At 63.1% G+C, this 21,704-nt stretch carries 22 protein-coding genes; 9 read left to right on the forward strand and 13 right to left on the reverse strand.

All coding sequences use genetic code 11. From position 1 onward, the window contains the following. Positions 1–7 precede the first annotated feature (7 nt). The 6 genes from AC0L25_RS23675 to mdh form a co-directional block, all read right to left on the reverse strand. On the reverse strand, positions 8–2,992 hold the full coding sequence (locus AC0L25_RS23675; RefSeq protein ID WP_473597740.1) for a 2-oxoglutarate dehydrogenase E1 component: 2,985 nt from the start codon (positions 2,990–2,992) through the stop codon (positions 8–10). Between the two features lie 37 nt (positions 2,993–3,029). Continuing rightward, positions 3,030–3,776: a hypothetical protein gene (locus AC0L25_RS23680; protein WP_473597741.1), complete on the reverse strand. Its 747-nt coding sequence runs from the start codon at positions 3,774–3,776 to the stop codon at positions 3,030–3,032. A gap of 35 nt (positions 3,777–3,811) precedes the next feature. Beyond that, positions 3,812–4,714, reverse strand: coding sequence for a succinate--CoA ligase subunit alpha (gene sucD, locus AC0L25_RS23685; protein ID WP_473597742.1), 903 nt, complete (start codon positions 4,712–4,714; stop codon positions 3,812–3,814). A 64-nt stretch (positions 4,715–4,778) separates the two neighbouring features. Beyond that, entirely contained in the window at positions 4,779–5,150 is a 372-nt protein-coding gene (locus tag AC0L25_RS23690; protein WP_473597743.1) for a cupin domain-containing protein, read from the reverse strand. Between the two features lie 4 nt (positions 5,151–5,154). Continuing rightward, positions 5,155–6,348 carry an ADP-forming succinate--CoA ligase subunit beta gene (gene sucC / locus AC0L25_RS23695; RefSeq protein ID WP_473597744.1) on the reverse strand — a complete coding sequence of 398 codons (1,194 nt, stop codon included), beginning with the start codon at positions 6,346–6,348 and terminating at the stop codon, positions 5,155–5,157. A gap of 49 nt (positions 6,349–6,397) precedes the next feature. Continuing rightward, positions 6,398–7,366 carry a malate dehydrogenase gene (gene mdh, locus AC0L25_RS23700; RefSeq protein ID WP_473597745.1) on the reverse strand — a complete coding sequence of 323 codons (969 nt, stop codon included), beginning with the start codon at positions 7,364–7,366 and terminating at the stop codon, positions 6,398–6,400. Between the two features lie 287 nt (positions 7,367–7,653). Between mdh and AC0L25_RS23705 the strand changes: the two genes are divergently transcribed. Then, positions 7,654–8,025, forward strand: a complete 372-nt coding sequence (locus tag AC0L25_RS23705) for a GNAT family N-acetyltransferase (protein ID WP_473597746.1) — start codon at positions 7,654–7,656, stop codon at positions 8,023–8,025. A 208-nt stretch (positions 8,026–8,233) separates the two neighbouring features. On the opposite strand, the gene zapE is transcribed toward AC0L25_RS23705, so the two are convergent. Together zapE and AC0L25_RS23715 are read right to left on the reverse strand one after the other, a co-directional pair. Continuing rightward, a complete protein-coding gene (gene zapE / locus AC0L25_RS23710; protein ID WP_473597747.1) occupies positions 8,234–9,430 on the reverse strand; it encodes a cell division protein ZapE in 1,197 nt (398 codons plus the stop codon). Positions 9,431–9,513: 83 nt separating this feature from the next. Continuing rightward, positions 9,514–10,065 (reverse strand): AprI/Inh family metalloprotease inhibitor, encoded by a 552-nt coding sequence (locus tag AC0L25_RS23715; protein ID WP_473597748.1) that lies wholly within the window; start codon positions 10,063–10,065, stop codon positions 9,514–9,516. 265 nt (positions 10,066–10,330) lie between these two features. On the opposite strand from AC0L25_RS23715, the gene AC0L25_RS23720 reads away from it, so the two are divergent. The 7 genes from AC0L25_RS23720 (at position 10,331) to AC0L25_RS23750 (ending at position 17,326) form a co-directional block, all read left to right on the forward strand. Then, complete coding sequence (locus AC0L25_RS23720; protein WP_473597749.1) at positions 10,331–11,371, forward strand: MBL fold metallo-hydrolase; 1,041 nt, start codon at positions 10,331–10,333, stop codon at positions 11,369–11,371. A gap of 91 nt (positions 11,372–11,462) precedes the next feature. Beyond that, positions 11,463–11,624, forward strand: a complete 162-nt coding sequence (locus AC0L25_RS23725) for a DUF1328 family protein (RefSeq protein WP_128175373.1) — start codon at positions 11,463–11,465, stop codon at positions 11,622–11,624. A 281-nt stretch (positions 11,625–11,905) separates the two neighbouring features. Then, on the forward strand, positions 11,906–12,790 hold the full coding sequence (dapF, locus tag AC0L25_RS23730; protein ID WP_473597750.1) for a diaminopimelate epimerase: 885 nt from the start codon (positions 11,906–11,908) through the stop codon (positions 12,788–12,790). Then, positions 12,790–14,145 (forward strand): tRNA (N(6)-L-threonylcarbamoyladenosine(37)-C(2))-methylthiotransferase MtaB, encoded by a 1,356-nt coding sequence (mtaB, locus tag AC0L25_RS23735; RefSeq protein WP_473597751.1) that lies wholly within the window; start codon positions 12,790–12,792, stop codon positions 14,143–14,145. The genes dapF and mtaB overlap by 1 nt, the downstream gene beginning before the upstream one ends. A gap of 11 nt (positions 14,146–14,156) precedes the next feature. After that, on the forward strand, positions 14,157–15,953 hold the full coding sequence (gene ftsY / locus AC0L25_RS23740) for a signal recognition particle-docking protein FtsY (RefSeq protein WP_473597752.1): 1,797 nt from the start codon (positions 14,157–14,159) through the stop codon (positions 15,951–15,953). A 62-nt stretch (positions 15,954–16,015) separates the two neighbouring features. Further along, positions 16,016–16,690 (forward strand): septation protein A, encoded by a 675-nt coding sequence (locus AC0L25_RS23745; RefSeq protein ID WP_473597753.1) that lies wholly within the window; start codon positions 16,016–16,018, stop codon positions 16,688–16,690. A gap of 15 nt (positions 16,691–16,705) precedes the next feature. Then, a complete protein-coding gene (locus AC0L25_RS23750) occupies positions 16,706–17,326 on the forward strand; it encodes a pyridoxamine 5'-phosphate oxidase family protein (protein ID WP_473597754.1) in 621 nt (206 codons plus the stop codon). Between the two features lie 62 nt (positions 17,327–17,388). On the opposite strand, the gene AC0L25_RS23755 is transcribed toward AC0L25_RS23750, so the two are convergent. Further along, positions 17,389–18,306 carry an SMP-30/gluconolactonase/LRE family protein gene (locus AC0L25_RS23755; protein ID WP_473597755.1) on the reverse strand — a complete coding sequence of 306 codons (918 nt, stop codon included), beginning with the start codon at positions 18,304–18,306 and terminating at the stop codon, positions 17,389–17,391. A 303-nt stretch (positions 18,307–18,609) separates the two neighbouring features. On the opposite strand from AC0L25_RS23755, the gene AC0L25_RS23760 reads away from it, so the two are divergent. Continuing rightward, complete coding sequence (locus tag AC0L25_RS23760; RefSeq protein ID WP_287121051.1) at positions 18,610–18,777, forward strand: hypothetical protein; 168 nt, start codon at positions 18,610–18,612, stop codon at positions 18,775–18,777. A 92-nt stretch (positions 18,778–18,869) separates the two neighbouring features. Here AC0L25_RS23760 and AC0L25_RS23765 read toward each other — a convergent pair whose 3' ends face one another. The 4 genes from AC0L25_RS23765 to ccmB all read right to left on the reverse strand — a co-directional run bounded on the left by AC0L25_RS23765 (position 18,870) and on the right by ccmB (position 21,474). After that, positions 18,870–19,913, reverse strand: a complete 1,044-nt coding sequence (locus tag AC0L25_RS23765) for a DUF2332 domain-containing protein (RefSeq protein ID WP_473597756.1) — start codon at positions 19,911–19,913, stop codon at positions 18,870–18,872. 15 nt (positions 19,914–19,928) lie between these two features. Further along, on the reverse strand, positions 19,929–20,507 hold the full coding sequence (locus tag AC0L25_RS23770) for a DsbE family thiol:disulfide interchange protein (protein ID WP_473597757.1): 579 nt from the start codon (positions 20,505–20,507) through the stop codon (positions 19,929–19,931). After that, positions 20,504–20,671, reverse strand: coding sequence for a heme exporter protein CcmD (ccmD, locus tag AC0L25_RS23775; protein ID WP_473597758.1), 168 nt, complete (start codon positions 20,669–20,671; stop codon positions 20,504–20,506). Before ccmD ends, AC0L25_RS23770 begins: the two co-directional genes overlap by 4 nt. A 137-nt stretch (positions 20,672–20,808) precedes the next feature. After that, complete coding sequence (ccmB, locus tag AC0L25_RS23780) at positions 20,809–21,474, reverse strand: heme exporter protein CcmB (protein ID WP_473597759.1); 666 nt, start codon at positions 21,472–21,474, stop codon at positions 20,809–20,811. Positions 21,475–21,704: the final 230 nt, after the last annotated feature.

Consider the following 21,704-nt stretch of genomic DNA (forward strand, 5'->3'; position numbering starts at 1 on the left):
CTCTGTTCTATTCACCGAGCGCATCTTCGAGCAAGGCGGCAAGCTGGGCGAGATGCTTCGACATCAATCCGGTCGCCGGCGACGCCGCGGCCGGCCGGCCGGTATAGCGCACCCGCTGATGCTTGGCGTCGATATGCGCCAGCACCCATTCAAGATACGGATCGATGAACGACCAGGCGCCCATATTCTTGGGCTCCTCCTGACACCACACCATCTCGGCGTTGCGAAAGCGTGACAGCTCGGTGATCAGCGCCTTGGCCGGGAACGGATAGAGCTGTTCGACGCGCAGCAGGTAGATGTCGTTGATGCCGCGCTTCTCGCGCTCCTCGTAAAGGTCGTAATAGACCTTGCCCGAGCAGAGCACGACGCGGCGGATCTTCGAATCCTTGGTGAGCTTGATCGCCTGGCCGGGGAGCTGCTGGGCATCGTCCCACAACAGCCGGTGGAACGCGCTTTCGCCCGACATTTCCGGCAGCGTCGACACCGCCCGCTTGTGGCGCAGCAGCGACTTCGGCGTCATCAGGATCAGCGGCTTGCGGAAATCCCGCTTCAACTGTCGGCGCAAGATGTGGAAGTAGTTGGCCGGCGTCGTGCAGTAAGCCACTTGCATATTGTCTTCGGCGCAAAGCTGCAGGAAGCGCTCGAGTCTGGCCGACGAATGTTCCGGCCCCTGGCCTTCATAGCCATGCGGCAGCAGGCAGACGAGGCCCGACATTCTGAGCCACTTGCGCTCGCCCGACGAGATGAACTGGTCGAACACCACCTGGGCGCCATTGGCGAAATCGCCGAACTGGGCTTCCCAAAGCGTCAGCGCCTTCGGCTCAGCCAGGCTGTAGCCGTATTCGAAGCCGAGCACGGCCTCTTCCGACAGCATCGAGTTGATGACCTCGAAGCCGGCCTGCGCCGCCGACAGATTGTTGAGCGGAATGTAGCGTGTCTCGTCGCGCTGGTCGTAGAGCACGGAGTGGCGTTGCGAGAACGTGCCACGCTCCGAATCCTGGCCCGACAGCCGGACCGGATTGCCGTCGAGCAGGATGGCGCCGAAGGCCAGCGCCTCGGCCGTCGACCAGTCGATGCCTTCGCCCGACTCGATCGCCTGACGGCGGTTCTCGAGAAAGCGCAGGATCGTCTTGTGCGCCTCGAAATCCTTCGGGACCTCGGTCAGCTTCTTGCCGATCTCCTTCAGCGTCTTCACCGGCACGGCGGTCTTGCCGCGCCGCTGTTCGTCCTGGTTGTCGGCCGTGCGCAGGCCCGACCAGGCGCCATCCAGCCAGTCGGCCTTGTTGGGCTTATAGTGCTGGCCGACCTCGAATTCCTGCTCGAGATGTGCCCGCCAGTCGGCCTTCATCTTGTCGAATTCGGCCTGGGTGATGTGGCCTTCGGCGATCAGCCGGTCCGCATAGATCTGCACCGTCGTCTTGTGGTTGCGGATGTTGCGATACATGATCGGCTGGGTGAAAGCCGGCTCGTCGCCCTCATTGTGGCCGAAGCGGCGGTAGCAGAACATGTCGACCACGACAGGCTTGTGGAACTTCATGCGGAATTCGATTGCCACCTTGGTGGCGTGGACCACGGCTTCCGGATCGTCGCCATTGACGTGGAAGATCGGCGCCTCGATCATCTTGGCCACATCCGACGGATAAGGCGACGAGCGCGAGAAGCGCGGATTGGTGGTGAAGCCGATCTGGTTGTTGATGATGAAGTGCAGCGTGCCGGCGACGCGATGGCCGCGCAGCCCCGACAGGCCGAGGATTTCGGCAATCACGCCCTGGCCGGCAAAGGCGGCGTCGCCGTGCAAGAGCAGCGGCAGCACCTTGGCGCGCTCTTCCAGCGGCACGATCTCTTCGCGGCTGCGGCCGAACAGAGAGTCCTGCTTGGCCCGCGCCTTGCCCATCACCACCGGATCGACGATTTCAAGATGCGAAGGATTGGCGGTCAGCGACAGGTGCACCTTGTTGCCGTCGAACTCGCGGTCCGAGGAAGCACCGAGATGGTACTTCACGTCGCCCGAGCCCTCGACCTCGTCGGGTGCGGCCGAGCCGCCCTTGAACTCGTGGAAGATGGCGCGGTGCGGCTTGGCCATCACCTGGGAGAGCACGTTCAGCCGGCCGCGATGAGCCATGCCGAGCACGATTTCCTTCATGCCGAGCTGACCGCCGCGCTTGACGATCTGCTCCAGCGCCGGGATCAGCGCCTCCGCGCCGTCGAGGCCGAAGCGCTTGGTGCCCTTGTACTTGACGTCGATGAACTGCTCGAAACCTTCGGCCTCGACCAGCTTCTGCAGGATCGCCTTCTTGCCGGCTGCGGTGAAGGAGATCTCCTTGTCGGTGCCCTCGATGCGCGCCTGGATCCAGGCCTTCTCCTCGGGATCGGAAATATGCATGAACTCGACGCCGAGCGTCGAGCAATAGGTGCGGGTCAGGATGTCCAGCATCTGCCGGATCGTGCCGAATTCGAGCCCGAGCACATTGTCGAGAAAGATCGGGCGGTCGTAATCGGCTGATGTGAAGCCGTAATTTTCCGGCGACAGCTCGTTGTAATCCTCGAGCTTGGCGATGCCGAGCGGATCGAGATTGGCGTGCAAATGGCCACGCATGCGGTAGGCGCGGATCATCATGATGGCGCGCACGGAATCACGCGTCGCCTGATGCACGTCGGCGTCGGAAAGGGCGACGCCGTTCATCACAGCTTTGTGCTGAACCTTCTTCTCGATGTGCTTCTCGACGATGCCCCAATCGCCGTCGAGCGCCGACACCAATTCGCCATTGGCCTGCAGCGGCCATGAGGGCTTGGCCCATGAGGCGCCCTTGGCATTCTTGCGGACATCGCCGGCGTCGTCCTTCAGCGCCGCGAAGAAATCCCGCCATTCGGGATCGACTGAAGAGGGATCGTCCTCATAGGCGGCGTAGAGCGCATCGATATAGTCGGCATTGCCGCCATAGAGGAAAGAGGTAAGCGAAAATTGGTCGTTGGTTTGATCTTGTCGTGCCATTTTTGTCTAGCGGAGCGTTGCTCCGTTCTCCCTATCCCTAATGCGCTGCCACGCGGCTAAGCCGCCACATGCCAAAAGGGTTTGCATACAGATTGTGGTCCCCGTCGGGCTGCTGCGTTTCCACACTCAAACGATATCGCGGGGCGCCTGCTTCCAGTCCGAACGTCTGACCAGCTAAAAGCTCGGGACTTTCGTAAAGCTGACACATGTTGAAGCCGCGAAGCAGCTTGACGGCAGACTGAAACTCGTCACCTGAAACGATAGAATCCCAAAGCCCCAAATTACGCATGCCGCAGCTGTAGGTCGTCGGGCCATCCGAGACAGAATCCAGAACCATCAGTTCATAGATCTCAACAAAATCACCGCTTGTCCGTTCAAGCCATTGATCCGCTGAGAATGCCTTGCCGGCCGTTTCGACTTTCACGCCAAGACCGCCGGCCTTGATCAGATGGGTTGCCGCTTTTGCGATGAAAATCGATGCTTCCATCGTTTGTGGGGATGTGGAAAGCAGGTAGACGACACTCCTATGCGAGGCGATTTTATCGATGACATCCTTACCAAGCTCGTTGACGAGGCCAGCGCTAGCGAAGGCTCTCGTCATGTCCTCGTCGCGGTCGCAGAAATCAAACTCGAACGCAGCTTTGCTCGGGCCGTGCATAACGGTCATCCCCGCAGCCACATAATCAGCTGAAGGCATCGACGCCTCTGCAACGGCGCGCACGAAGGCCGACCTGCCTTCCCAAGGGCCGGGTATGCATAGGATGATGCGCTTCTCGTCTTCCATGTCCTGCTCATCGGCATTCGAAAACTCGACTGCTCTTAACCCTTAATCGCCTCGACCAGGGTCGTGCCGAGCCTTGCCGGCGACGGCGAAACCTTGATCCCTGCCGATTCCATCGCCGCGATCTTGTCCTCGGCGCCGCCTTTGCCGCCGGAAATCACCGCGCCGGCATGACCCATGGTGCGGCCGGCCGGGGCCGTGCGCCCGGCGATGAAACCGGCCATCGGCTTCTTGCGGCCACGCTTGGCTTCGTCCTTGAGGAACTGCGCGGCGTCTTCCTCGGCCGAGCCGCCGATCTCGCCGATCATGATGATCGACTGGGTCTCGTCGTCGGCGAGGAACATCTCCAGCACGTCGATGAACTCCGTGCCTTTGACCGGATCGCCACCGATGCCGACGGCGGTGGTCTGGCCGAGGCCGACATTGGTGGTCTGGAACACAGCCTCATAGGTAAGCGTCCCCGAGCGGGAAACAACGCCGACCGAACCCTTGCGGAAGATGTTGCCGGGCATGATGCCGATCTTGCATTCGTTGGGGGTCAGGACACCGGGGCAGTTGGGACCGATGAGCCGCGATGTCGAGCGGTCGAGCCTTGCCTTGACCTTGATCATGTCGATCACCGGGATGCCCTCGGTGATGCAGATGATCAGCGGGATCTCGGCTTCGATCGCTTCCAGGATCGCCTCCGCGGCGCCCGCCGGCGGCACATAGACAACGGACGCATTGGCACCGGTCTGCGCCTTGCCTTCGGCGACGGTGGAAAAGATCGGCAGGCTCTCGCCCTTGGCGCCGGTCCAGGTTTCGCCACCCTTCTTGGGGTGGATGCCGCCGACCATTTTTGTCCCGTGATAGGCCAGCGCCTGCTCCGTATGGAACGTGCCGGTCTTGCCGGTCAGGCCCTGCACGAGCACCTTGGTGTTCTTGTCGACGAGAATGGACATGGTGGTCCTTTTTACAAACCGTTGATCGAGGAAGGCTGCGCGGTCATCGTCAGAGCCGCCATAGTCAGAGACGCTTGAGATCGGCGACGGTGAGGTCGCTCTTGGCGTTGCCGGTGTTGAGCGTCGTCGCCGGCTCGAACATCAGCACCACCGGCCCTTCGCTCAGCGAGCGCGGCCGATGCTCGACGGACCGCGGCACGACGATGAACTCGCCGCTGCCAAGCTCCACCGTGCCGTCGCGGAAATCGATGGCGATGCGGCCGCGCAGCACGAGGAACGCCTCGTCCTCGTTGTCATGCGCGTGCCAGTCGAAAACATCGCCGAATTTGGCGATCTTGACCTGGGCATCGTTGACGTCGCCGGCGATATGGGGATCGAAGACCTTTTTGATCTTCTGATCCGCCGCCTCGACGAGATTTATCTTGTGCGGAGGCACCAGATCAGCCCTTCACCGCCGCCACGATCTTCTTCGCAGCGTCGTCGAGGTCGTCGGCCGAGACGACGTTGAGCCCGCTGTCGTTGATGATCTTCTTGCCGAGCTCGGCATTGGTGCCTTCAAGCCGCACTACCAGCGGCACCTGCAGCCCGACTTCCCTAACTGCTGCGATGACGCCCTCGGCGATGATGTCGCACTTCATGATGCCGCCGAAGATGTTGATCAGGATGCCCTTGACCGCCGGATCCTTGGTTATGATCTTGAACGCCGCCGTCACCTTCTCCTTCGACGCGCCGCCGCCGACATCGAGGAAGTTGGCCGGCTCGGCGCCATAGAGCTTGATGATGTCCATGGTCGCCATGGCGAGGCCGGCGCCGTTGACCATGCAGCCGATATTGCCGTCGAGCGCGACATAGGCGAGGTCGTATTTCGACGCCTCGATCTCCTTTTCGTCCTCTTCGGTGATGTCGCGCAGCTTAAGCACATCCGGATGGCGGAATAGCGCGTTGTTGTCGAACGACACCTTGGCGTCGAGCACGCGCAGCCGGCCGTTCTTCATGACGATCAGCGGGTTGACCTCGAGCAGGCTCATGTCCTTCTCAACGAAGGCCTTGTAGAGGATCGGGAACAGCGTCTCGCCGTCCTTGGCTGCCTGGCCGTCGAGCCTCAGCGCACCGTTGAGTTCTTTCAAATCATCCGCCGTCGCACCCTTTTCCGGGTCGATGGCGACAGTGATGATCTTTTCCGGCGTGTCGTGGGCGACCGCCTCGATGTCCATGCCGCCCTCGGTCGAAACGACGAAGGCGATGCGGCCGACGGAACGGTCGACCAGCAGCGACAGATAGAGCTCGCGCTCGATATCGGCGCCATCCTCGATATAGAGGCGATTGACCTGCTTGCCCGCCGGACCGGTCTGCTTGGTGACCAGAGTATGGCCAAGCATATCCTTGGCGTTTGCGATCACTTCGGCCACCGACTTCGCCAGCCTGACGCCACCCTTGGCGTCGGGGCCGAGCTCCCTAAACTTGCCCTTGCCGCGGCCGCCGGCATGGATCTGGCTCTTCACCACATAGAGCGGGCCGGGCAGCGCCTTGGCGGCGGCTTCCGCCTCGCTTGCGTCGAACACCGGCACGCCTTCGGCCACCGGTGCGCCAAAGCCCTTCAGCAGCGCCTTGCCCTGATATTCATGGATGTTCATGCTAGATATCTCCGGGTCACTTGGCGGCGGTCACTTGTTTACTTGTGGATCACTTGGCGGCGAGTTGCGGAGCGATCTTGACGCAGGCCTCGCACAGGCCCTGCACCGCCGCCACCGAACTGTCGAACATCTTCTGCTCGGCCTTGCCGAGCTCGATCTCGATGATGCGCTCGACGCCGCCGGCGCCGATCACCACCGGCACGCCGACATAGGTGTTCTTGACACCATACTGGCCGGAGAGATGCGCAGCACAGGGCAGCACGCGCTTCTTGTCCTTGAGATAGGCTTCGGCCATGGCGATCGCCGAGGCGGCCGGTGCGTAGAAGGCCGAGCCGGTCTTGAGCAGGCCGACGATCTCCGCGCCGCCGTCGCGGGTGCGCTGCACGATCTGGTCGAGCTTTTCCTTCGAGGTCCAGCCCATCTTGACGAGGTCGGGCAGCGGGATGCCGGCGACCGTCGAATAGCGGATCATCGGCACCATGGAATCGCCATGGCCGCCGAGCACGAAGGCGGTGACGTCCTCGACCGACACCTTGAATTCCTCGGCCAGGAAATAGCGGAAGCGCGAGCTGTCCAGCACACCGGCCATGCCGACGACATGGCTCTTCGGCAGTCCGGAAAATTTCTGCAACGCCCAGACCATGGCGTCGAGCGGGTTGGTGATGCAGATGACGAAGGCTTTCGGCGCGTATTTCTTGAGACCCGCGCCAACCTGCTCCATGACCTTTAGGTTGATGCCGAGAAGATCGTCGCGGCTCATGCCGGGCTTGCGCGGCACGCCGGCGGTGACGATGCAGACGTCGGCGGCCTCGATGCCGGCATAATCGTTGACGCCGACCAGCCTGGAGTCAAAGCCATCGACAGGCGACGACTGCGCGATATCTAGCCCCTTGCCTTGCGGGATACCCTCGGCAATATCGAACAGCACAACGTCGCCGAGATCCTTGAGGCCGATCATGTGGGCGAGCGTGCCGCCGATCATGCCCGAGCCGATAAGCGCTATCTTGTTGCGTGCCATGTCAGGATGTTTTCCCTTTAGACTGTGACAGCGCCCAAATCCTTGACGAATTTGATGACGGCGCCGAGGAAGGAGGCCGGAATGCTGCGGGGAAGCCGCGAGGTTTCGCCGCACCCAATAGCCCCGGCGCACAAAACATTCAAACGATTATTTTGGAGTGAGCTTTTTCAATCGGTTAGATGAATTGGGATTTACGTAAACGTCAAAGTTTGTAAGCCGACTTGGGAGATTTTACACAATGGATGTGGAAATCATAAAGGCTCAACCGTAGCGATGACGCCCTTGTGATGCGGATCGCCGAGGATGTGTTCGATGAACCGGTCAGGCCGGATCGGCTGGCAGCGTATCTCCGCGAACCCGGCCATTTCATGATCATCGCCGTGGCCGAAGGCATAGTCGTCGGCCAATGCGCAGCCGTCATCCACCGCCATCCGGACAAGGTGAGCGAACTCTACATCGACGAAGTCGGCGTGGCGCCGGCCTTCCAGCGCCAGGGCATAGCGACGAAGATGCTCGACGCCATGTTTGAGCTCGGCCGCGAGCATGGCTGCGAGGAAGCCTGGGTAGGCACCGAGCCGGACGATGTTGCGGCCCGCGCGGTGTATGAGGCGCGGAAGGAGCCGCATGGGCCGGCGGAGGAGTTCGTGATGTATGTGTAGGACTATAGGCGCCGGCGGGACAGCGCCCCCCTCTGTCCTACCGGACATCTCCCCCACATGGGGGGAGATCGGCAGCTTCGACGCTCCGCTCACGACTGCGACGGCGGAGATTGGCGAGGCGAAAGATGACGGCCAATCTCCCCACTTGTGGGGGAGATGTCCGGCAGGACAGAGGGGGACGCGAAGGATCGCGACCTTCCGGAGACTATCAGGCCTGAGCCTGCTTCGCTTCGGTCAGCGTCGCCTTCTGCCTTTCCGCCCAATCTTCCAGCCATTCGTGGCTCTGCATCTCGATCAGCCGTGACGCCGTGCGCTCGAACTCGAAGACCTCGGTGCCGCGCTTGGCCGTATACAGCTGCGGTGGCGGTGCCGCGGCGCTCACCACCAGCCGCACATGATGGTCGTAGAGCGTGTCGATCAGCAGGATGAAGCGCTTGGCCTCGTTGCGTCTGCCTTCGCCGAGCACCGGCACATGATCGATGAAGACGGTCGAGAAGCGGCCGGCAATCGCCAGGAAATCACGGGCACCGTGCGGTTTTTCGCAAAGATCGGCAAAGGAAAACCGCGCTGCTTCGCCGGCAGCGCGCGGCACCACGACCTGACGGCCCTTTACCGTCAATGCCGCCTCGGCCGTCGGTCGGCCACGCGTCATCACTTCCCAGGCCTCGTCGAGGACAGCATCGGCGGCGGCATCGTCAGGGGTGACATAGACCGGCAGGCGGCTCAGCTTGTCCAGCCGGTAGTCCTTGTCGGCGTTCAGCACCAGCACCTGCGCATGCCGCTCCAGGATGCCAATGAAGGGCAGGAAAAGCTGGCGGTTCAGGCCGTCGCGGTAGAGATCCTGCGGCGCGACGTTGGACGTGGCGACCAGCACGACGCCGTTGGCAAACAGCGCCGAGAACAGCCGGGACAGGATCATCGCATCGGCGATGTCGGTGACGGAAAACTCGTCGAAGCACAGCACCCAGGCTTCCTCGGCCAGCGCGCGGGCCACCGGCGCGATCGGGTCGTCTTCCCTGACGGCGCCCTCTTTACGCGCCTGCCGGTGCCTCTGGATGCGGTCCTGCACATCGGCCATGAAGTCGTTGAAATGCACACGGCGCTTGCGCCTGACCGGCACCAGCTCGAAGAACATGTCCATCAGCATGGTCTTGCCGCGGCCGACGCCGCCATGGATATAGAGGCCCTTGACGGCCTCGCGCGTTTCACGCTTGCGGGCGAACAGCCAGCCCAGCGCGCTCGATTTGTGCGCCAGCCGCTTTGCCGAGATCTCATCGATCAGCCGGTCGAGTGCCGCGACGATCCGCTCCTGCGCCGGATCGCGGTCGATCAGGCCTGACACAACCAGATGGTCGTAGCGCTGCCGGACGGTCGCATGGGTCTGAAGGCCGTCACGCAGATGCATTGGTCACGTCGTTCTAGAGCAATTCCAGCAAATGCGCTTAGCGGTTTTCCGTTCGGAATTGCGTAAAACAAATAAGCGGCGGGTCAGCCTCTTGTAAGCGAGATCGGCAGGCCGTTGGAAGTCTGGCCGTCAAATTTCTCTCCGCCCGAGGAATAGAGCCGTGCCAGCGTGCCGCCATTCTCGTCGTACAGCGTCAACTGCTTGCCGGCGACGTTCCAGGATTTGATGCCGTCGATCGGCGCCGGGCAATGCAGCGGTCCAGCGCGGTAGCCGGCGCCGAACTTGGTCTGCGGCGTCGCCACCTGGCAGCTCTGGCCGGACACGCTGGCCTTCCACACGCCGGCGACGCTGCCTGCCGTAAGATCCGGGGCGCCGGCCGGAGCCGTCCCGTCCGGCGGCAGCGAGGCGACCTGGGGGTTTACCGTCCCTTGCGGCGCCGTCGGAAATTTCGACGGGTCGGCCGTGCCCGGCGACGCCGGCGGCGGCAACTGATTTGCGGTCACCTTGCCAGAGGGCGCGGCTTGCAGCGGCGACGGCTGCTCCTGGTCCATCGACGAGAACCGTGACGTTGAACAGCCGCTCGCAAGGAGCGCGGCAAGCGATACGGCCAGCAGACCGGTTTTCGAAAAATTCATTTCAAACCTCCGTCGGATCCGGCTGGGGCTGCCGTCCGCACAATATCCCCTTCACCAAGATGGAGAAGGTGGCGAAATTTCAACCCGATATGGTTAAAATAGCATTTGCGGCAGCATCTGTTGCAATTTTACCACAAAATTCATGCCCGCCGAGCTTGCACTTCGGGGCTGACCCCCAGGCTGCGCAGGGGTCTACCCGGACAAGCGTGCCCTTGGCAGTCTGGTCACCAAATGCTTGCGCCAGCCCGCTTCGGTCCTATCTCTGATGAAACGGAACCCTGCCGGAGGCGAAACCTTGGCTGCGAGAAAAAGGGCTGCCAATCGCTACTATAGCGGCCCACCGAGCGATCATTTCGACGGCACCTTGTTCTTCAATCCCAACGGCAAGCCGCCTGCCCGTTTTTCCGATCTTTTGAAGTGGCAGCTGGGCGGCGAACGCTCGAAATGGCCGGCGGCGAATCCAAGTCCGTTTCATCAGGCGACACCGGCCGAACGGATCGAAGGCTCCGAACTGAGGCTGACCATGGTCGGCCATTCCACGCTGCTCATCCAGACAGCCGGCCTGAACATCCTCACCGACCCGGTCTGGTCGCGGCGCGTCTCGCCGCTCTCCTTTGCCGGGCCGAAACGGGTCAATCCGCCGGGTATCGCCTTTTCCAACCTGCCGCCGATCGACCTCGTATTGGTCAGCCACAACCACTACGACCATCTCGACCTCGCCACGCTGAAGCGGCTGAAGACAAAGCACGACCCGCTGGTACTGACACCGCTCGGCAACGACGCCATCATCGACGATGGCGTTCCCGGCATGCGGCTTTCCGTGCATGACTGGGGCGAGCGGGTCGAGATCGGCAAGGACGTCGCCGTCCATGTCGAGCCGGTGCACCACTGGTCGGCGCGCGGCACCCGCGACCGGCGCATGGCGCTGTGGGCTGGTTTTGTGGTCGAGACGCCGGGCGGAAAGATCTATTTCGCCGGCGACACCGGTTTCCACGACGGCATCAACTACCGGCTGATGGCTGAAAGGCACGGCGGCTTCCGCCTCGCCATCCTGCCGATCGGCGCCTACGAGCCGCGCTGGTTCATGGCGCCGCACCACCAGAACCCGGAGGAGGCGGTGCAAGGCATGCTGTTGTGCAACGCCGCCTATGCCGCCGGCTGCCATTGGGGCACGTTCCGGCTCACCAACGAGCCGATCGACGAGCCGGCCAGAAAGCTCGGCGAGGCCCTCGACGATCAAGGTGTCCCGCATGAACGCTTTCGCGCCTTGCGTCCCGGCGAGGTCTGGGACGTGCCGGCGCTCTAGACAGGCGACCGGCTTCGCGGCGCACGGGAACTCGGGCCGTCGTAAACGCGTTGGTAGTCATCCACAACCGTCGGCTGCGAGGGATTTCCCCATGATCAAATGGATTGTCATTCTTCTGATTATCGCGGCCGCAGCCAGCCTGCTCGGCATGCCGGCATTGGCCGGAGCCGCCGCCACCGGCGCCCGTATCCTCATCGGCATCGTGCTGATCATCTTCCTGCTGGTCATGCTTGGCGTCTTCGCGGTGGCCTAATACATGTCGCGCAAAAGTGCGCAGCGGTTTTGCGATAACGACATGCATAAAAACAAGAGCTTTAAGCGCGTCGTATGAATCCGTTCAAACGCGACGCGCGTTAGACGCATCGGCCCGAAAAATCGGAATCGATTCTCGGAAAGCACGATGCGCCCGTTCAAAGTGTCAGCGCGTGCTTTGTGCGTCCAAGGGACACACGTCGCTCCGACGCGTCCGCACACTGGTAATTTCGGCCGGTATCCGCCATATAGGCGCCAAACCGGCATGAGACCTTTCAATCCATGGCAAGCACCGCCCCCTTCGCCAAGATGAACGGCATCGGCAACGAGATCATCGTTGCCGACATGCGCGGTCGCGCCGATCGGGTGACGCCGGCTGCCGCCCTTGCGCTCAATGCCGATGCCGCGACGAAATTCGATCAGATCATGGCGATCCACGACGCCAGGACGCCGGGCACCGCTTTTTACATCGACATCTTGAATTCCGACGGAACCGGCGCGCAGGCCTGCGGCAACGGCATGCGCTGCGTGGTGCAGGCACTTGCTGCCGAGACCGGCCAGAAGACATTCGCCTTCCAGACGGTCGCCGGCATCCTCAACGCCGAAGAACATGCCGACGGGCTGATCTCGGTCGACATGGGCAAGCCGCGTTTCGGCTGGCAGGATATTCCGCTGGCCGAGGAATTCCGTGACACCCGCATGATCGAGCTGCAGATTGGCCCGATCGATGCGCCTGTGCTGCACTCGCCTTCGGTCGTGTCGATGGGCAATCCGCACGCCATCTTTTGGGTCGACCGCGACGTCTGGTCCTACGAGCTCGACCGCTTCGGCCCGCTGCTCGAAAGTCACCCGATCTTCCCCGAACGCGCCAACATCACCATCGCACAGGTGACCTCGCCCGAGACGATGGTCATCCGCACCTGGGAGCGCGGCGCCGGCCTGACCAAGGCCTGCGGTACGGCGGCTTGTGCCGCCGTCGTCGCTGCCGCGCGCACCAGGCGGACCGGACGCAGCGTCTCTCTGGTGACGCCCGGCGGCGGCTCCTTGCATGTCGAATGGCGCGACGACGACCACGTCGTTCTCACCGGCACCGCCGAATGGGAATTTTCCGGCAGCTTCGACCCGTCGGCCGGCGTGTGGGCCCGCGACACCGAAAGCGCCGCCTGATGGCTCCTCTTGCCAACAAGGGTCCCGTTCTTTCCAGGGGTCCCACTCTTCCCAAAGGTCCGACTCTTCCTAAAGGTGTTGACGTCATTACCTTCGGCTGCCGGCTGAACACCTACGAATCCGAGGTGATGCGGCGAGAGGCGGAAAGCGCCGGCCTTGGCGCGCTGGAAGGCGGCGCCATCATCTTCAACACCTGCGCTGTGACCGGCGAGGCGGTGCGCCAGGCAAAACAGTCGATCCGCAAGGCCCGCCGCGAGAACCCGCAGGCCCGCATCATCGTCACCGGCTGCGCCGCGCAGACCGAGCCGCAGAATTTCGTCGCCATGGACGAGGTCGATCTCGTCCTCGGCAACGAGGAAAAGCTGAAGGCGCATTCCTATCGCGCGCTGCCGGATTTCGGCGTCAACGATACCGAAAAGGCTCGCGTCAACGATATCTTTTCGGTACGCGAGACGGCCGGCCACATGGTCGATGCCATCGAAGGCCGGGCGCGGGCCTTCGTCCAGGTGCAGAACGGCTGCGACCACCGCTGCACCTTCTGCATCATCCCCTATGGCCGCGGCAATTCGCGCTCGGTGCCGATGGGCGCCGTGGTCGAACAGGTTAAGCGGCTGAGCGGCAATGGCTATGCCGAGATCGTGCTGACCGGCGTCGACATGACCAGTTTCGGCGCCGACCTGCCGGGCAGCCCGAAACTCGGCAAATTGGTCAAGACAATCCTGAAGCAGGTGCCTGACGTAAAACGCCTGCGCCTCTCCTCGATCGATTCGATCGAGGCTGACGACGATCTGCTCGACGCCATTGCCACCGAACCTCGGCTGATGCCGCATCTGCATCTGTCGCTGCAGGCGGGTGACGACATGATCCTGAAGCGGATGAAGCGCCGGCACAACCGAGATCAGTCGATCCGTTTTTGCGAGGATTTGCGCAAATTGCGTCCCGGTATCGTCTTCGGCGCCGACATCATCGCCGGCTTCCCGACCGAGACGGACGCCATGTTCGAAAAATCGCTGGAGATCGTCGAGGAATGCGGGCTGACGCATCTCCACGTCTTCCCGTTTTCGCCGCGCGAAGGCACCCCCGCCGCGCGCATGCCGCAGCTTCGCCGCGAGGTGGTCAAGCAGCGTGCGGCACGGCTGCGCGCCGCCGGGGAGGCCGCCTATATCAGCCACCTCGCCGCACTCGCCGGAACACGCCAGTCGATCCTGGTCGAGCGCGACGGGCTCGGCCGCACCGAAGGGTTTACGCTTGCCACGATCTCCGCGGGCGCGCCGGGCGAAATCGTTGAGGCTGACATCGCCGCCCATGACGGCGCCCGGCTGATCGCGGCGCCGCTTGCCGCCCGCGCCGCCTGAGACGCAGGAACATGGCTGGTTTTCTCAAGAAGATATTTTCGTTCGGCAAGAAGGAAGTGGTCGAGGAGCGGATCGATGAGTCAGCACCCCTGCCGCCGATCAAATGGGATGCGCTGGAGGCGCTGAAGCCGGCCGCCGAACAGACTGTTCCGGAATTTTTGAAACGCGAAGAGCCCCGGCCCGAGGCAGAAGCTGCGCCTCCGCCACCGGTCAAGGCGGAAGCGCCGCCCGCGCCGCTGCCGGCGCCGGTTGAAGAGGCCGAGCCCGCTCCGATCATTTCCCCCGCGCCGGAAATCCAGCCGGAGCCTGCTCCGGTTGAGGAGCCAGGGGCGCCTGCCGAACAGCCGGCGTCAGAGGCCGCTCCCGTCGTTCGCGAGCCAGCTCCGGAGCCTGAGCCGGAGGAAATCCCTGAGCCAGGGCCGACCCAGCCAGAGATCGTCCAGACTGAGCCTCCGTCAGCCGAACGTGGCGCTGCCCCTCATCCGCCTGCCGGCACCTTCTCCCCGTATAGTGACGGGGAGAAGGGTGCTGATCGTCACGCCGAGCCTCCTCTTGAAAGCGGCAAAGAAGAAGCTCCGACGCTGACGCCCCCCTCTCCCCGTCCTTTACGGGGAGCGGGTAAGGGTGAGGGGCAGCGCGAACCTGCGCAAGATACCGCACCGCCCGCCGAGACCCTCTCAGCAGCGCCTGAGGCGCCGTCAGCCGAAATCCCGCCCCCCATTCGCCAACCTGCGCCGGTCGAGGCGAAGCCGATGCTTGCCGAGATCGCACCAGAGCCAGAGCCCGTTCCGCAACCATCGCCGGAGGCAAAGCCCGCTCCCGGCAAGGTCACCGTCACCAGGAAGGTCGAGCAGAGAGCCGAGCCGCAGAAGGCGCCGGAACCAGCACCGAAACGCTCGTGGTTCCAGCGCATGAAGGAGGGGCTTGCCCGCTCTTCCCGGGAACTGTCCGGCAACATCGCCGGCGTCTTCACCAAGCGCAAGCTCGACGAAGACACGCTGCAGGATCTGGAGGACGTGCTGATCCGCGCCGATCTCGGCATGGAGACGGCGTTGCGCATCACCGATTCGCTGGCCGCCAGCCGCTACGGCAAGGACGTCTCCGAGACGGAAGTCCGCGCCATCATGGCGACCGAGGTGGAGAAGGTACTGACCCATGTCGCCTTGCCGCTGGAGCTCGACCTCAGCCACAAGCCGCATGTCATCCTTGTCGTCGGCGTCAACGGCACCGGCAAGACCACGACCATCGGCAAGCTGGCGGCAAAGCTGACCGATGGCGGCCTGTCGGTGATGCTCGCAGCCGGCGACACGTTCCGTGCCGCGGCGATCGAGCAGTTGAAGATCTGGGGCGAGCGCACCAAGTCGCCGGTCATCGCCTCGAAGCTTGGCGCCGATGCGGCAGGTCTTGCCTACGACGCCTTCGAACAGGCCAAGCAAGCCGGCTCCGACGTGCTGATCATCGACACCGCCGGGCGGCTGCAGAACAAGACCGAACTGATGGCGGAACTGGAAAAGATCGTCCGGGTGCTGGGCAAGCTCGATCCGGAGGCGCCGCACACCGTGCTGCAGACGGTCGACGCCACCACCGGCCAGAACGCGCTCAACCAGGTCGAGATCTTCCGCAATGTCGCCGGCGTCAACGGCCTGGTGATGACCAAGCTGGACGGCACGGCACGCGGCGGTATTCTGGTGGCGATCGCGGCAAAGCACAAATTGCCGGTCTATTTCATCGGCGTCGGCGAACAGGTCGACGACCTCGAACCTTTCTCCGCAAGCGAGTTCGCCAGGGCGATCGCTGGAGTGGCATAACAAGCATGATCCCAAAAAGTCGCAGACTTTTTGGACAGGATCATGCGCAAGAAGGAAAGCCAATGAACCCGCGCATCCTCGAACGCGACCCGTCCGACCCGCAGAAACAGAAGAAGGAAGGCGTCAATCCGCTGCTCAAGATGGTGCTGGAGCTCGGCCCATTGATGGTGTTCTTCTTCGCCAACGCCCGCGGCGCGTGGCTGGCGCAGAAATTTCCGGCGCTGGCCGAATTCGGCGGGCCGATCTTCGTCGCTACCGGCCTGTTCATGGCCGCGACCGCGATCGCGCTGGCCGCTTCCTGGCTGCTCACCCGCACCTTGCCGATCATGCCGATGGTGTCGGGCGTCGTCGTCTTCGTCTTCGGCGCGCTGACGCTCTATCTGCAGGACGACATCTTCATCAAGATGAAGCCGACCATCGTCAACATGCTGTTCGGCAGCGTGCTGCTCGGCGGCCTGTTCTTCGGCAAATCGCTGCTCGGCTACGTCTTCGATTCGGCGTTCAGCCTTGATGCCGAGGGCTGGAAGAAACTCACCTTCCGCTGGGGCCTGTTTTTCCTGTTTCTGGCCCTTGTCAACGAAGTGGTCTGGCGGAATTTCTCCACCGACGCCTGGGTTACCTTCAAGGTCTGGGGAATCATGCCGATCACGCTTCTTTTCACCTTCAGCCAGATGCCGCTGATCATGCGCCATTCGCTGGAAGGCAAGACCGGAAACGAAGAGAAGGCCGGCAAGTAACGGTTAGGAGAGGGCATGGAATTCGTCACCACGCGCGAAGAGCTGAGAACGATCTACAAGACGCCTCGGCCGACCGACGGCTCGATCCGCAAGGAACTGAAAGCGCTGGATGGCCACAGCCGTTCCTTCATCGGCAAAAGCCCTTTCGTGCTGATCGGCTCCTCCGACGGTGCCGGCAATGCCGATGTGACGCCGAAGGGCGACAGACCGGGCTTCGCCGCCGTGCTTGACGAGAAGACTATCGCCATCCCCGACCGGCCCGGCAACAACCGGCTCGACACGCTGGAGAACATTCTTCTCAACCCATCCGTCGGGCTGCTCTTCCTCATCCCGGGCATGAACGAGACGCTGCGTGTCAACGGCGATGCCCGCATCACCATCGATGCGGCTTTGCGCGAGCGGCTCGCCGTCGACGGCAAGGAACCGCAAAGCGTCGTCCTGGTGACGGTGAAGGCCGCCTACATGCATTGCGCCAAGGCCTTCATGCGCTCCGATCTGTGGAAGCCCGAAACCTGGTACGACCGCGCGACGCTGCCGACGCTCGGCCAGATCCTGCGCGACCAGTTGGCGCTCGCCGACTCGGCCGAGGCGACCGACCGCTGGCTGGACGAAGAATACAAACACACCATGTGGTAAAATCTGCTCGGCGCGATCCGCCCGAGAAGGCATAGCAATGTCCTCCATTGCTTGGCGGCCGCTCAAAATGTCTTTGCGCCGTTGACCATCAGCCGGACCATGTAGAGCGAGGTCGTGCCGGCGATGTAGAGGCAGTTCAGCTTGTTGCCACCGAACACGCAATTGGCGACGACTTCCGGCACCTTGATCTTGCCGATCAGCGTCCCGTCCGGATCGTAGCAATGGATGCCATCGGCGGCACTGGTCCAGATCCGCCCTTGGTCATCGAGCCTGAAACCATCGAACAGGCCGGCCGTGCAGTCGGCGAAGACCTTTCCGCCGGAGACCTTCTTGCCACCCTCGTCGACATTGAACACCCGCATATGCGCCGGATTCTGCGCGCCATGCGTGCGGCCGGTGTCGACGACATAGAGCTTGCTCTCGTCGAGCGAGAAGGCAAGCCCGTTGGGCCTGACCATGTCGGTGATCACCGCGTCGATCTCGCCGGTGCCGGGATCGGCCCGGTAGACATGACAGGCGCCGATCTCGCTCTCGGCCTTGTCGCCCTCATAATCCGTATCGATGCCGTAGGTCGGGTCGGTGAACCAGATCGAACCGTCGGACTTGACCACCGCATCATTGGGCGAGTTCAGCCGCTTGCCGCGCCATTTGTCGGCGATGGTGGTGATCGAGCCGTCGTGCTCGGTGCGGCTGACCCGGCGGCCCGAATGCTCGCAAGTGACCAGCCGGCCTTGCCGGTCGACGGTGTTGCCGTTGGAATTGCCCGACGGCTGGCGGAACACGCTGACGCTGCCGTCGGTCTCGTCGTAGCGCAGCATGCGGTTGTTGGGGATGTCGGACCACACCACATAGCGGCCGGCCGCAAACCAGGCCGGCCCTTCCGCCCACCGGCATCCGGTGAACAGCCTGTCCACCTGCGCATTGCCGTTGAACAGCCGCGCAAAGCGTGGATCGAGAATTTCGTAGTCTTCGGCGGCCATGGTTCCTCCCAGTCATGCAAATCGTTAGTGCCGGCGCGATCAAGCCAGCCGGCGATCGATATGGCAAGATCGTTGATACGGTCTCACCGCATCTTGAGGGGATCGAGGCAAACCGCGGCAAGGCCGCCCTTGCTCAAATCACGGGGCCGAATGAAGGCTTCCAGCCCGGTTAACCGGCTATGCGTCCAGTGCAATGGTGCATTGCAACATCTTCTTTTGCAATGCACCATAACTATGTCATGCTCCATATCGATCAGGGAGGAACAACCTGCCGCAACAATGCGGCACAGAAGGAACCTCGCTATGATTCTCGACAGCCTCATGAGCCGCGCTCGCACCAGCATCGCCAAGCGCCGGCAATACAACCGCCTCATCGCCGAAATCGACTCCTTTTCCAGCCGCGATCTGGCCGACATGCGCGCCGACCGCAGCGAAATGCTCTACCAGGTCCACAAGCAGATCTACGGCTGAGGCGGACGCATGATCCCGAACGAAGGTCGGCGCAGCAAAAAGTTGCAGACTTTTCGGACGAGACCATGCGCAACCAGAACTGTTCGATCGGCCTAGCCAATCCATTCGATCCAGCGGCCGTGGTAATCGCAATGGGCCAGGCGGCGTGTCTCGCCGCCGGGCCATAGAGTGAGGCTGAGTACCGCCCACCGCTTCGTGGGATCGCGCGGCTCCATCCTCAGCCTTGCGATAGGCGCAACGGCCGTGGCCTCTCTGCCGGCCTGCTCCAGCGTGGCGGTGATGGCATCCTTGGTCACCCGCGGCAGGTATTGCCACATGATCGAATGATAGAGCACGAAGGCGCTCCCCGGCTGCCGTGCGGCCAGTGCCTTCTCGACAAAATCCGCCGCGTCCGCTTTGACAAGCAGCGGTTGAAACTTTTCGGCAAGTGACAGCGCGGCGTCGAGCCGGGCCAGCCGTGCCATCTGATCGGCCCAGACGTAAGACCGAAGCCGTACCCGCGCCGCTGCGTCGGCGACATCGACCGGCGCGATGTCGCAGCCGGCGCGATGGCGGACGTCGATCGCTCCACCAAGCGGCACAGCGAGGCCGCGCACCTCCGGCGCCAACCGGACGGGGGAGGTCGGGTATCCCCACTCGGCATCGCCGTAGCGGTAGTGAAAGCTGTCGAACAGGAGATTGAGCCCGGCGCTGGCGCCGATCTCGCACAGATCCAGCGGCAGGCCGGTTTCCCGCGCCACCGTCAGAAATCCCGGCAGCAGCATCGCCGACCGGGCGATTTCATTGGTCTGCGGCGCGCCGGCGAGGCCGGCGACGATCCGCTCGTCGGATAGCGCAATTGCCTCCGGCAGCACCGCCGCGATCTCGGATTCGGTTGTCTGGTTGGGCGGATAGATCAGTGCCAGTCGCTCACTGGCACCCGTCAGGACCAACGCATGCAGCGCACCGCACACCCGCAATGCGAGGCCGTCGGCGCGCGCGTCGCCCGGCCAGCCGAGCACCGCCTGCCCGGTCCTGGTGCTTGCGTCGAGAACCTTGGCCAGCGCACAGCATAAATTCGCGGTGAACGGCGACCCAAGTCCATCACAGGCTTTCGCCTGAGCCCGAAAATGGTCGCGGATGTCTCGTTCGTCCATCGCGTTTCCGGTGTCTCAGCCCGGCGCGGCCAGCGCCTTCTCGATCTCCGGCAAAAGCAGCGTCTGTGCGGAGCTTGGCGTCAGCGGGCCGACATGCTTGTAGGCGATCTTGCCGTCCTTGCCGACGACGAAGGTTTCCGGCACGCCGTAGACGCCCCAGTCGATCGCCGCGCGCCCTGCCGCGTCGACGCCGATCGCCTGGAACGGATTGCCGAGATCGCCGAGGAACCGGCGGGCGTTTTCCGGCTGGTCCTTGTAGTTGAGCGCGGCGATGACGAAGCGCTTGTCCTGCGACAGCGCCAGCAGCACCGGGTGTTCGTCCCGGCATGGCCCGCACCACGACGCGAAGACGTTGACCAGCGTGACCTTGCCGGCGAACTGGCTGGAATCGAGCCCCGGCAAATTCATACCCTCCAGCGCCGGCAGATTGGTCTGCGGGGCGGGCAGGCCGATCAGCGCCGATGGCACTTCCGACGTGTCGCGACCGGACAGCAACTGCGTCAGGAACAGCCCCGCCAGCCCAAGGAAAATCACCAACGGCAAAAGCACGATCAGGCGCCGCCCGCGCGCCGGCGTTTCCGTTTCCATGCTCATGATTTTCCCGGCTTGTCGGAGCGCCGCCGCACCCCGGATGCTTCCAGCTCGGCGAGATCTTTCTTGCGTGCCCGCTGGTCGAACAGGATCCAGCCGATCAGCCCGGCCAGCACCACGGCCGTGATGGCATAGGCAGCGGTCACATAGAGCGCATGCGCGCTCATATGGGTCGCTCCTCCAGTGCAAAACCTTTCAGCCGGACCATCTCGCTTCGTTCGAACATGCCTTCCCTTAACCTTGCGCCATCGGCTTCGCAATCGACAGCAGCGCCGCAGCCTTTGACGTCAAGCGGCCGTCTAATTTAGTCCGCTCCATGGCGCAGCGCCAGCGCTGCCGCAACCGGCCCCAGCACGGCAAGAAACAAGGTCAGCGCGGCCAGAATGAGGAAAGGCTGCAGGAACGGATCGGGGTTCGCCACCGCGCCATAGCTTGCCGAGACGCCAAAGATCAGCACGGGAATGGTCAGCGGCAGCACCAGCACCGAGATCAGCAGCCCGCCGCGCGGCAGCGCCACCGCCACCGCCGCACCCGCAGCGCCGATGAATGTGATCGCCGGCGTGCCGACCAGAAGGGTCAGCGCCGTGGCGCCGATGCCGATCGGCTCCATATTCATGAACAGGCCGAGCAAGGGTGCCGCGATGACCAGCGGCAACACGCTTCCCGCCCAATGCGCCAGGCATTTTGTCAGCACGGTCAGCGCCAGCATCTGCCGGTCGTTGCCGAGCACCAGAAGATCGAGCGAGCCGTCTTCCCGGTCGGCCTGAAACAATCGGTCGAGACCGAGCAGGCAAGCGAGTAAGGCGCCGATCCACAGGATCGCCGGGCCGATGCGGGCGAGCAAATTGAGGTCCGGTCCGACGCCGAAAGGGATCGTGGCGATCACGGCGAGAAAGAAGATCACGCCGGTCAGCGCCCCGCCGCCGGCACGGATACTCAGGCGGATATCGCGCAGGAAAAGGGACCACATTACGATGCGGTCCCTTGTTGGTGGCAAGGCGAAACGTGGAGTTCCTTCGCGCCCCCCTCTGTCCTGCCGGACATCTCCCCCACAAGGGGGGAGATTGGAAGCTCGGGCGCCCCGCTCATCTTTGCAACGTTGGCAATTGGCGAAAGCCGGGCCGACGGCCAATCTCCCCCCAAGTGGGGGAGATGTCCGGCAGGACAGAGGGGGGCGCCGTGGAACGCCACCATCAATCG

It is taken from the genome of Mesorhizobium sp. WSM4813, assembly GCF_055811555.1.

What these genes read in the sequence shown, in the direction of transcription:
- AC0L25_RS23675 (WP_473597740.1), bottom strand. Translation starts at nt 2,992, where the DNA reads ATGGCACGACAAGATCAAACCAACGACCAATTTTCGCTTACCTCTTTC.
- AC0L25_RS23680 (WP_473597741.1), bottom strand. Translation starts at nt 3,776, where the DNA reads ATGGAAGACGAGAAGCGCATCATCCTATGCATACCCGGCCCTTGGGAA.
- sucD (WP_473597742.1), bottom strand. Translation starts at nt 4,714, where the DNA reads ATGTCCATTCTCGTCGACAAGAACACCAAGGTGCTCGTGCAGGGCCTG.
- sucC (WP_473597744.1), bottom strand. Translation starts at nt 6,348, where the DNA reads ATGAACATCCATGAATATCAGGGCAAGGCGCTGCTGAAGGGCTTTGGC.
- mdh (WP_473597745.1), bottom strand. Translation starts at nt 7,366, where the DNA reads ATGGCACGCAACAAGATAGCGCTTATCGGCTCGGGCATGATCGGCGGC.
- AC0L25_RS23705 (WP_473597746.1), top strand. Translation starts at nt 7,654, where the DNA reads ATGCGGATCGCCGAGGATGTGTTCGATGAACCGGTCAGGCCGGATCGG.
- zapE (WP_473597747.1), bottom strand. Translation starts at nt 9,430, where the DNA reads ATGCATCTGCGTGACGGCCTTCAGACCCATGCGACCGTCCGGCAGCGC.
- AC0L25_RS23715 (WP_473597748.1), bottom strand. Translation starts at nt 10,065, where the DNA reads ATGAATTTTTCGAAAACCGGTCTGCTGGCCGTATCGCTTGCCGCGCTC.
- AC0L25_RS23720 (WP_473597749.1), top strand. Translation starts at nt 10,331, where the DNA reads ATGAAACGGAACCCTGCCGGAGGCGAAACCTTGGCTGCGAGAAAAAGG.
- AC0L25_RS23725 (WP_128175373.1), top strand. Translation starts at nt 11,463, where the DNA reads ATGATCAAATGGATTGTCATTCTTCTGATTATCGCGGCCGCAGCCAGC.
- dapF (WP_473597750.1), top strand. Translation starts at nt 11,906, where the DNA reads ATGGCAAGCACCGCCCCCTTCGCCAAGATGAACGGCATCGGCAACGAG.
- mtaB (WP_473597751.1), top strand. Translation starts at nt 12,790, where the DNA reads ATGGCTCCTCTTGCCAACAAGGGTCCCGTTCTTTCCAGGGGTCCCACT.
- ftsY (WP_473597752.1), top strand. Translation starts at nt 14,157, where the DNA reads ATGGCTGGTTTTCTCAAGAAGATATTTTCGTTCGGCAAGAAGGAAGTG.
- AC0L25_RS23745 (WP_473597753.1), top strand. Translation starts at nt 16,016, where the DNA reads ATGAACCCGCGCATCCTCGAACGCGACCCGTCCGACCCGCAGAAACAG.
- AC0L25_RS23750 (WP_473597754.1), top strand. Translation starts at nt 16,706, where the DNA reads ATGGAATTCGTCACCACGCGCGAAGAGCTGAGAACGATCTACAAGACG.
- AC0L25_RS23755 (WP_473597755.1), bottom strand. Translation starts at nt 18,306, where the DNA reads ATGGCCGCCGAAGACTACGAAATTCTCGATCCACGCTTTGCGCGGCTG.
- AC0L25_RS23760 (WP_287121051.1), top strand. Translation starts at nt 18,610, where the DNA reads ATGATTCTCGACAGCCTCATGAGCCGCGCTCGCACCAGCATCGCCAAG.
- AC0L25_RS23765 (WP_473597756.1), bottom strand. Translation starts at nt 19,913, where the DNA reads ATGGACGAACGAGACATCCGCGACCATTTTCGGGCTCAGGCGAAAGCC.
- AC0L25_RS23770 (WP_473597757.1), bottom strand. Translation starts at nt 20,507, where the DNA reads ATGAGCATGGAAACGGAAACGCCGGCGCGCGGGCGGCGCCTGATCGTG.
- ccmD (WP_473597758.1), bottom strand. Translation starts at nt 20,671, where the DNA reads ATGAGCGCGCATGCGCTCTATGTGACCGCTGCCTATGCCATCACGGCC.
- ccmB (WP_473597759.1), bottom strand. Translation starts at nt 21,474, where the DNA reads ATGTGGTCCCTTTTCCTGCGCGATATCCGCCTGAGTATCCGTGCCGGC.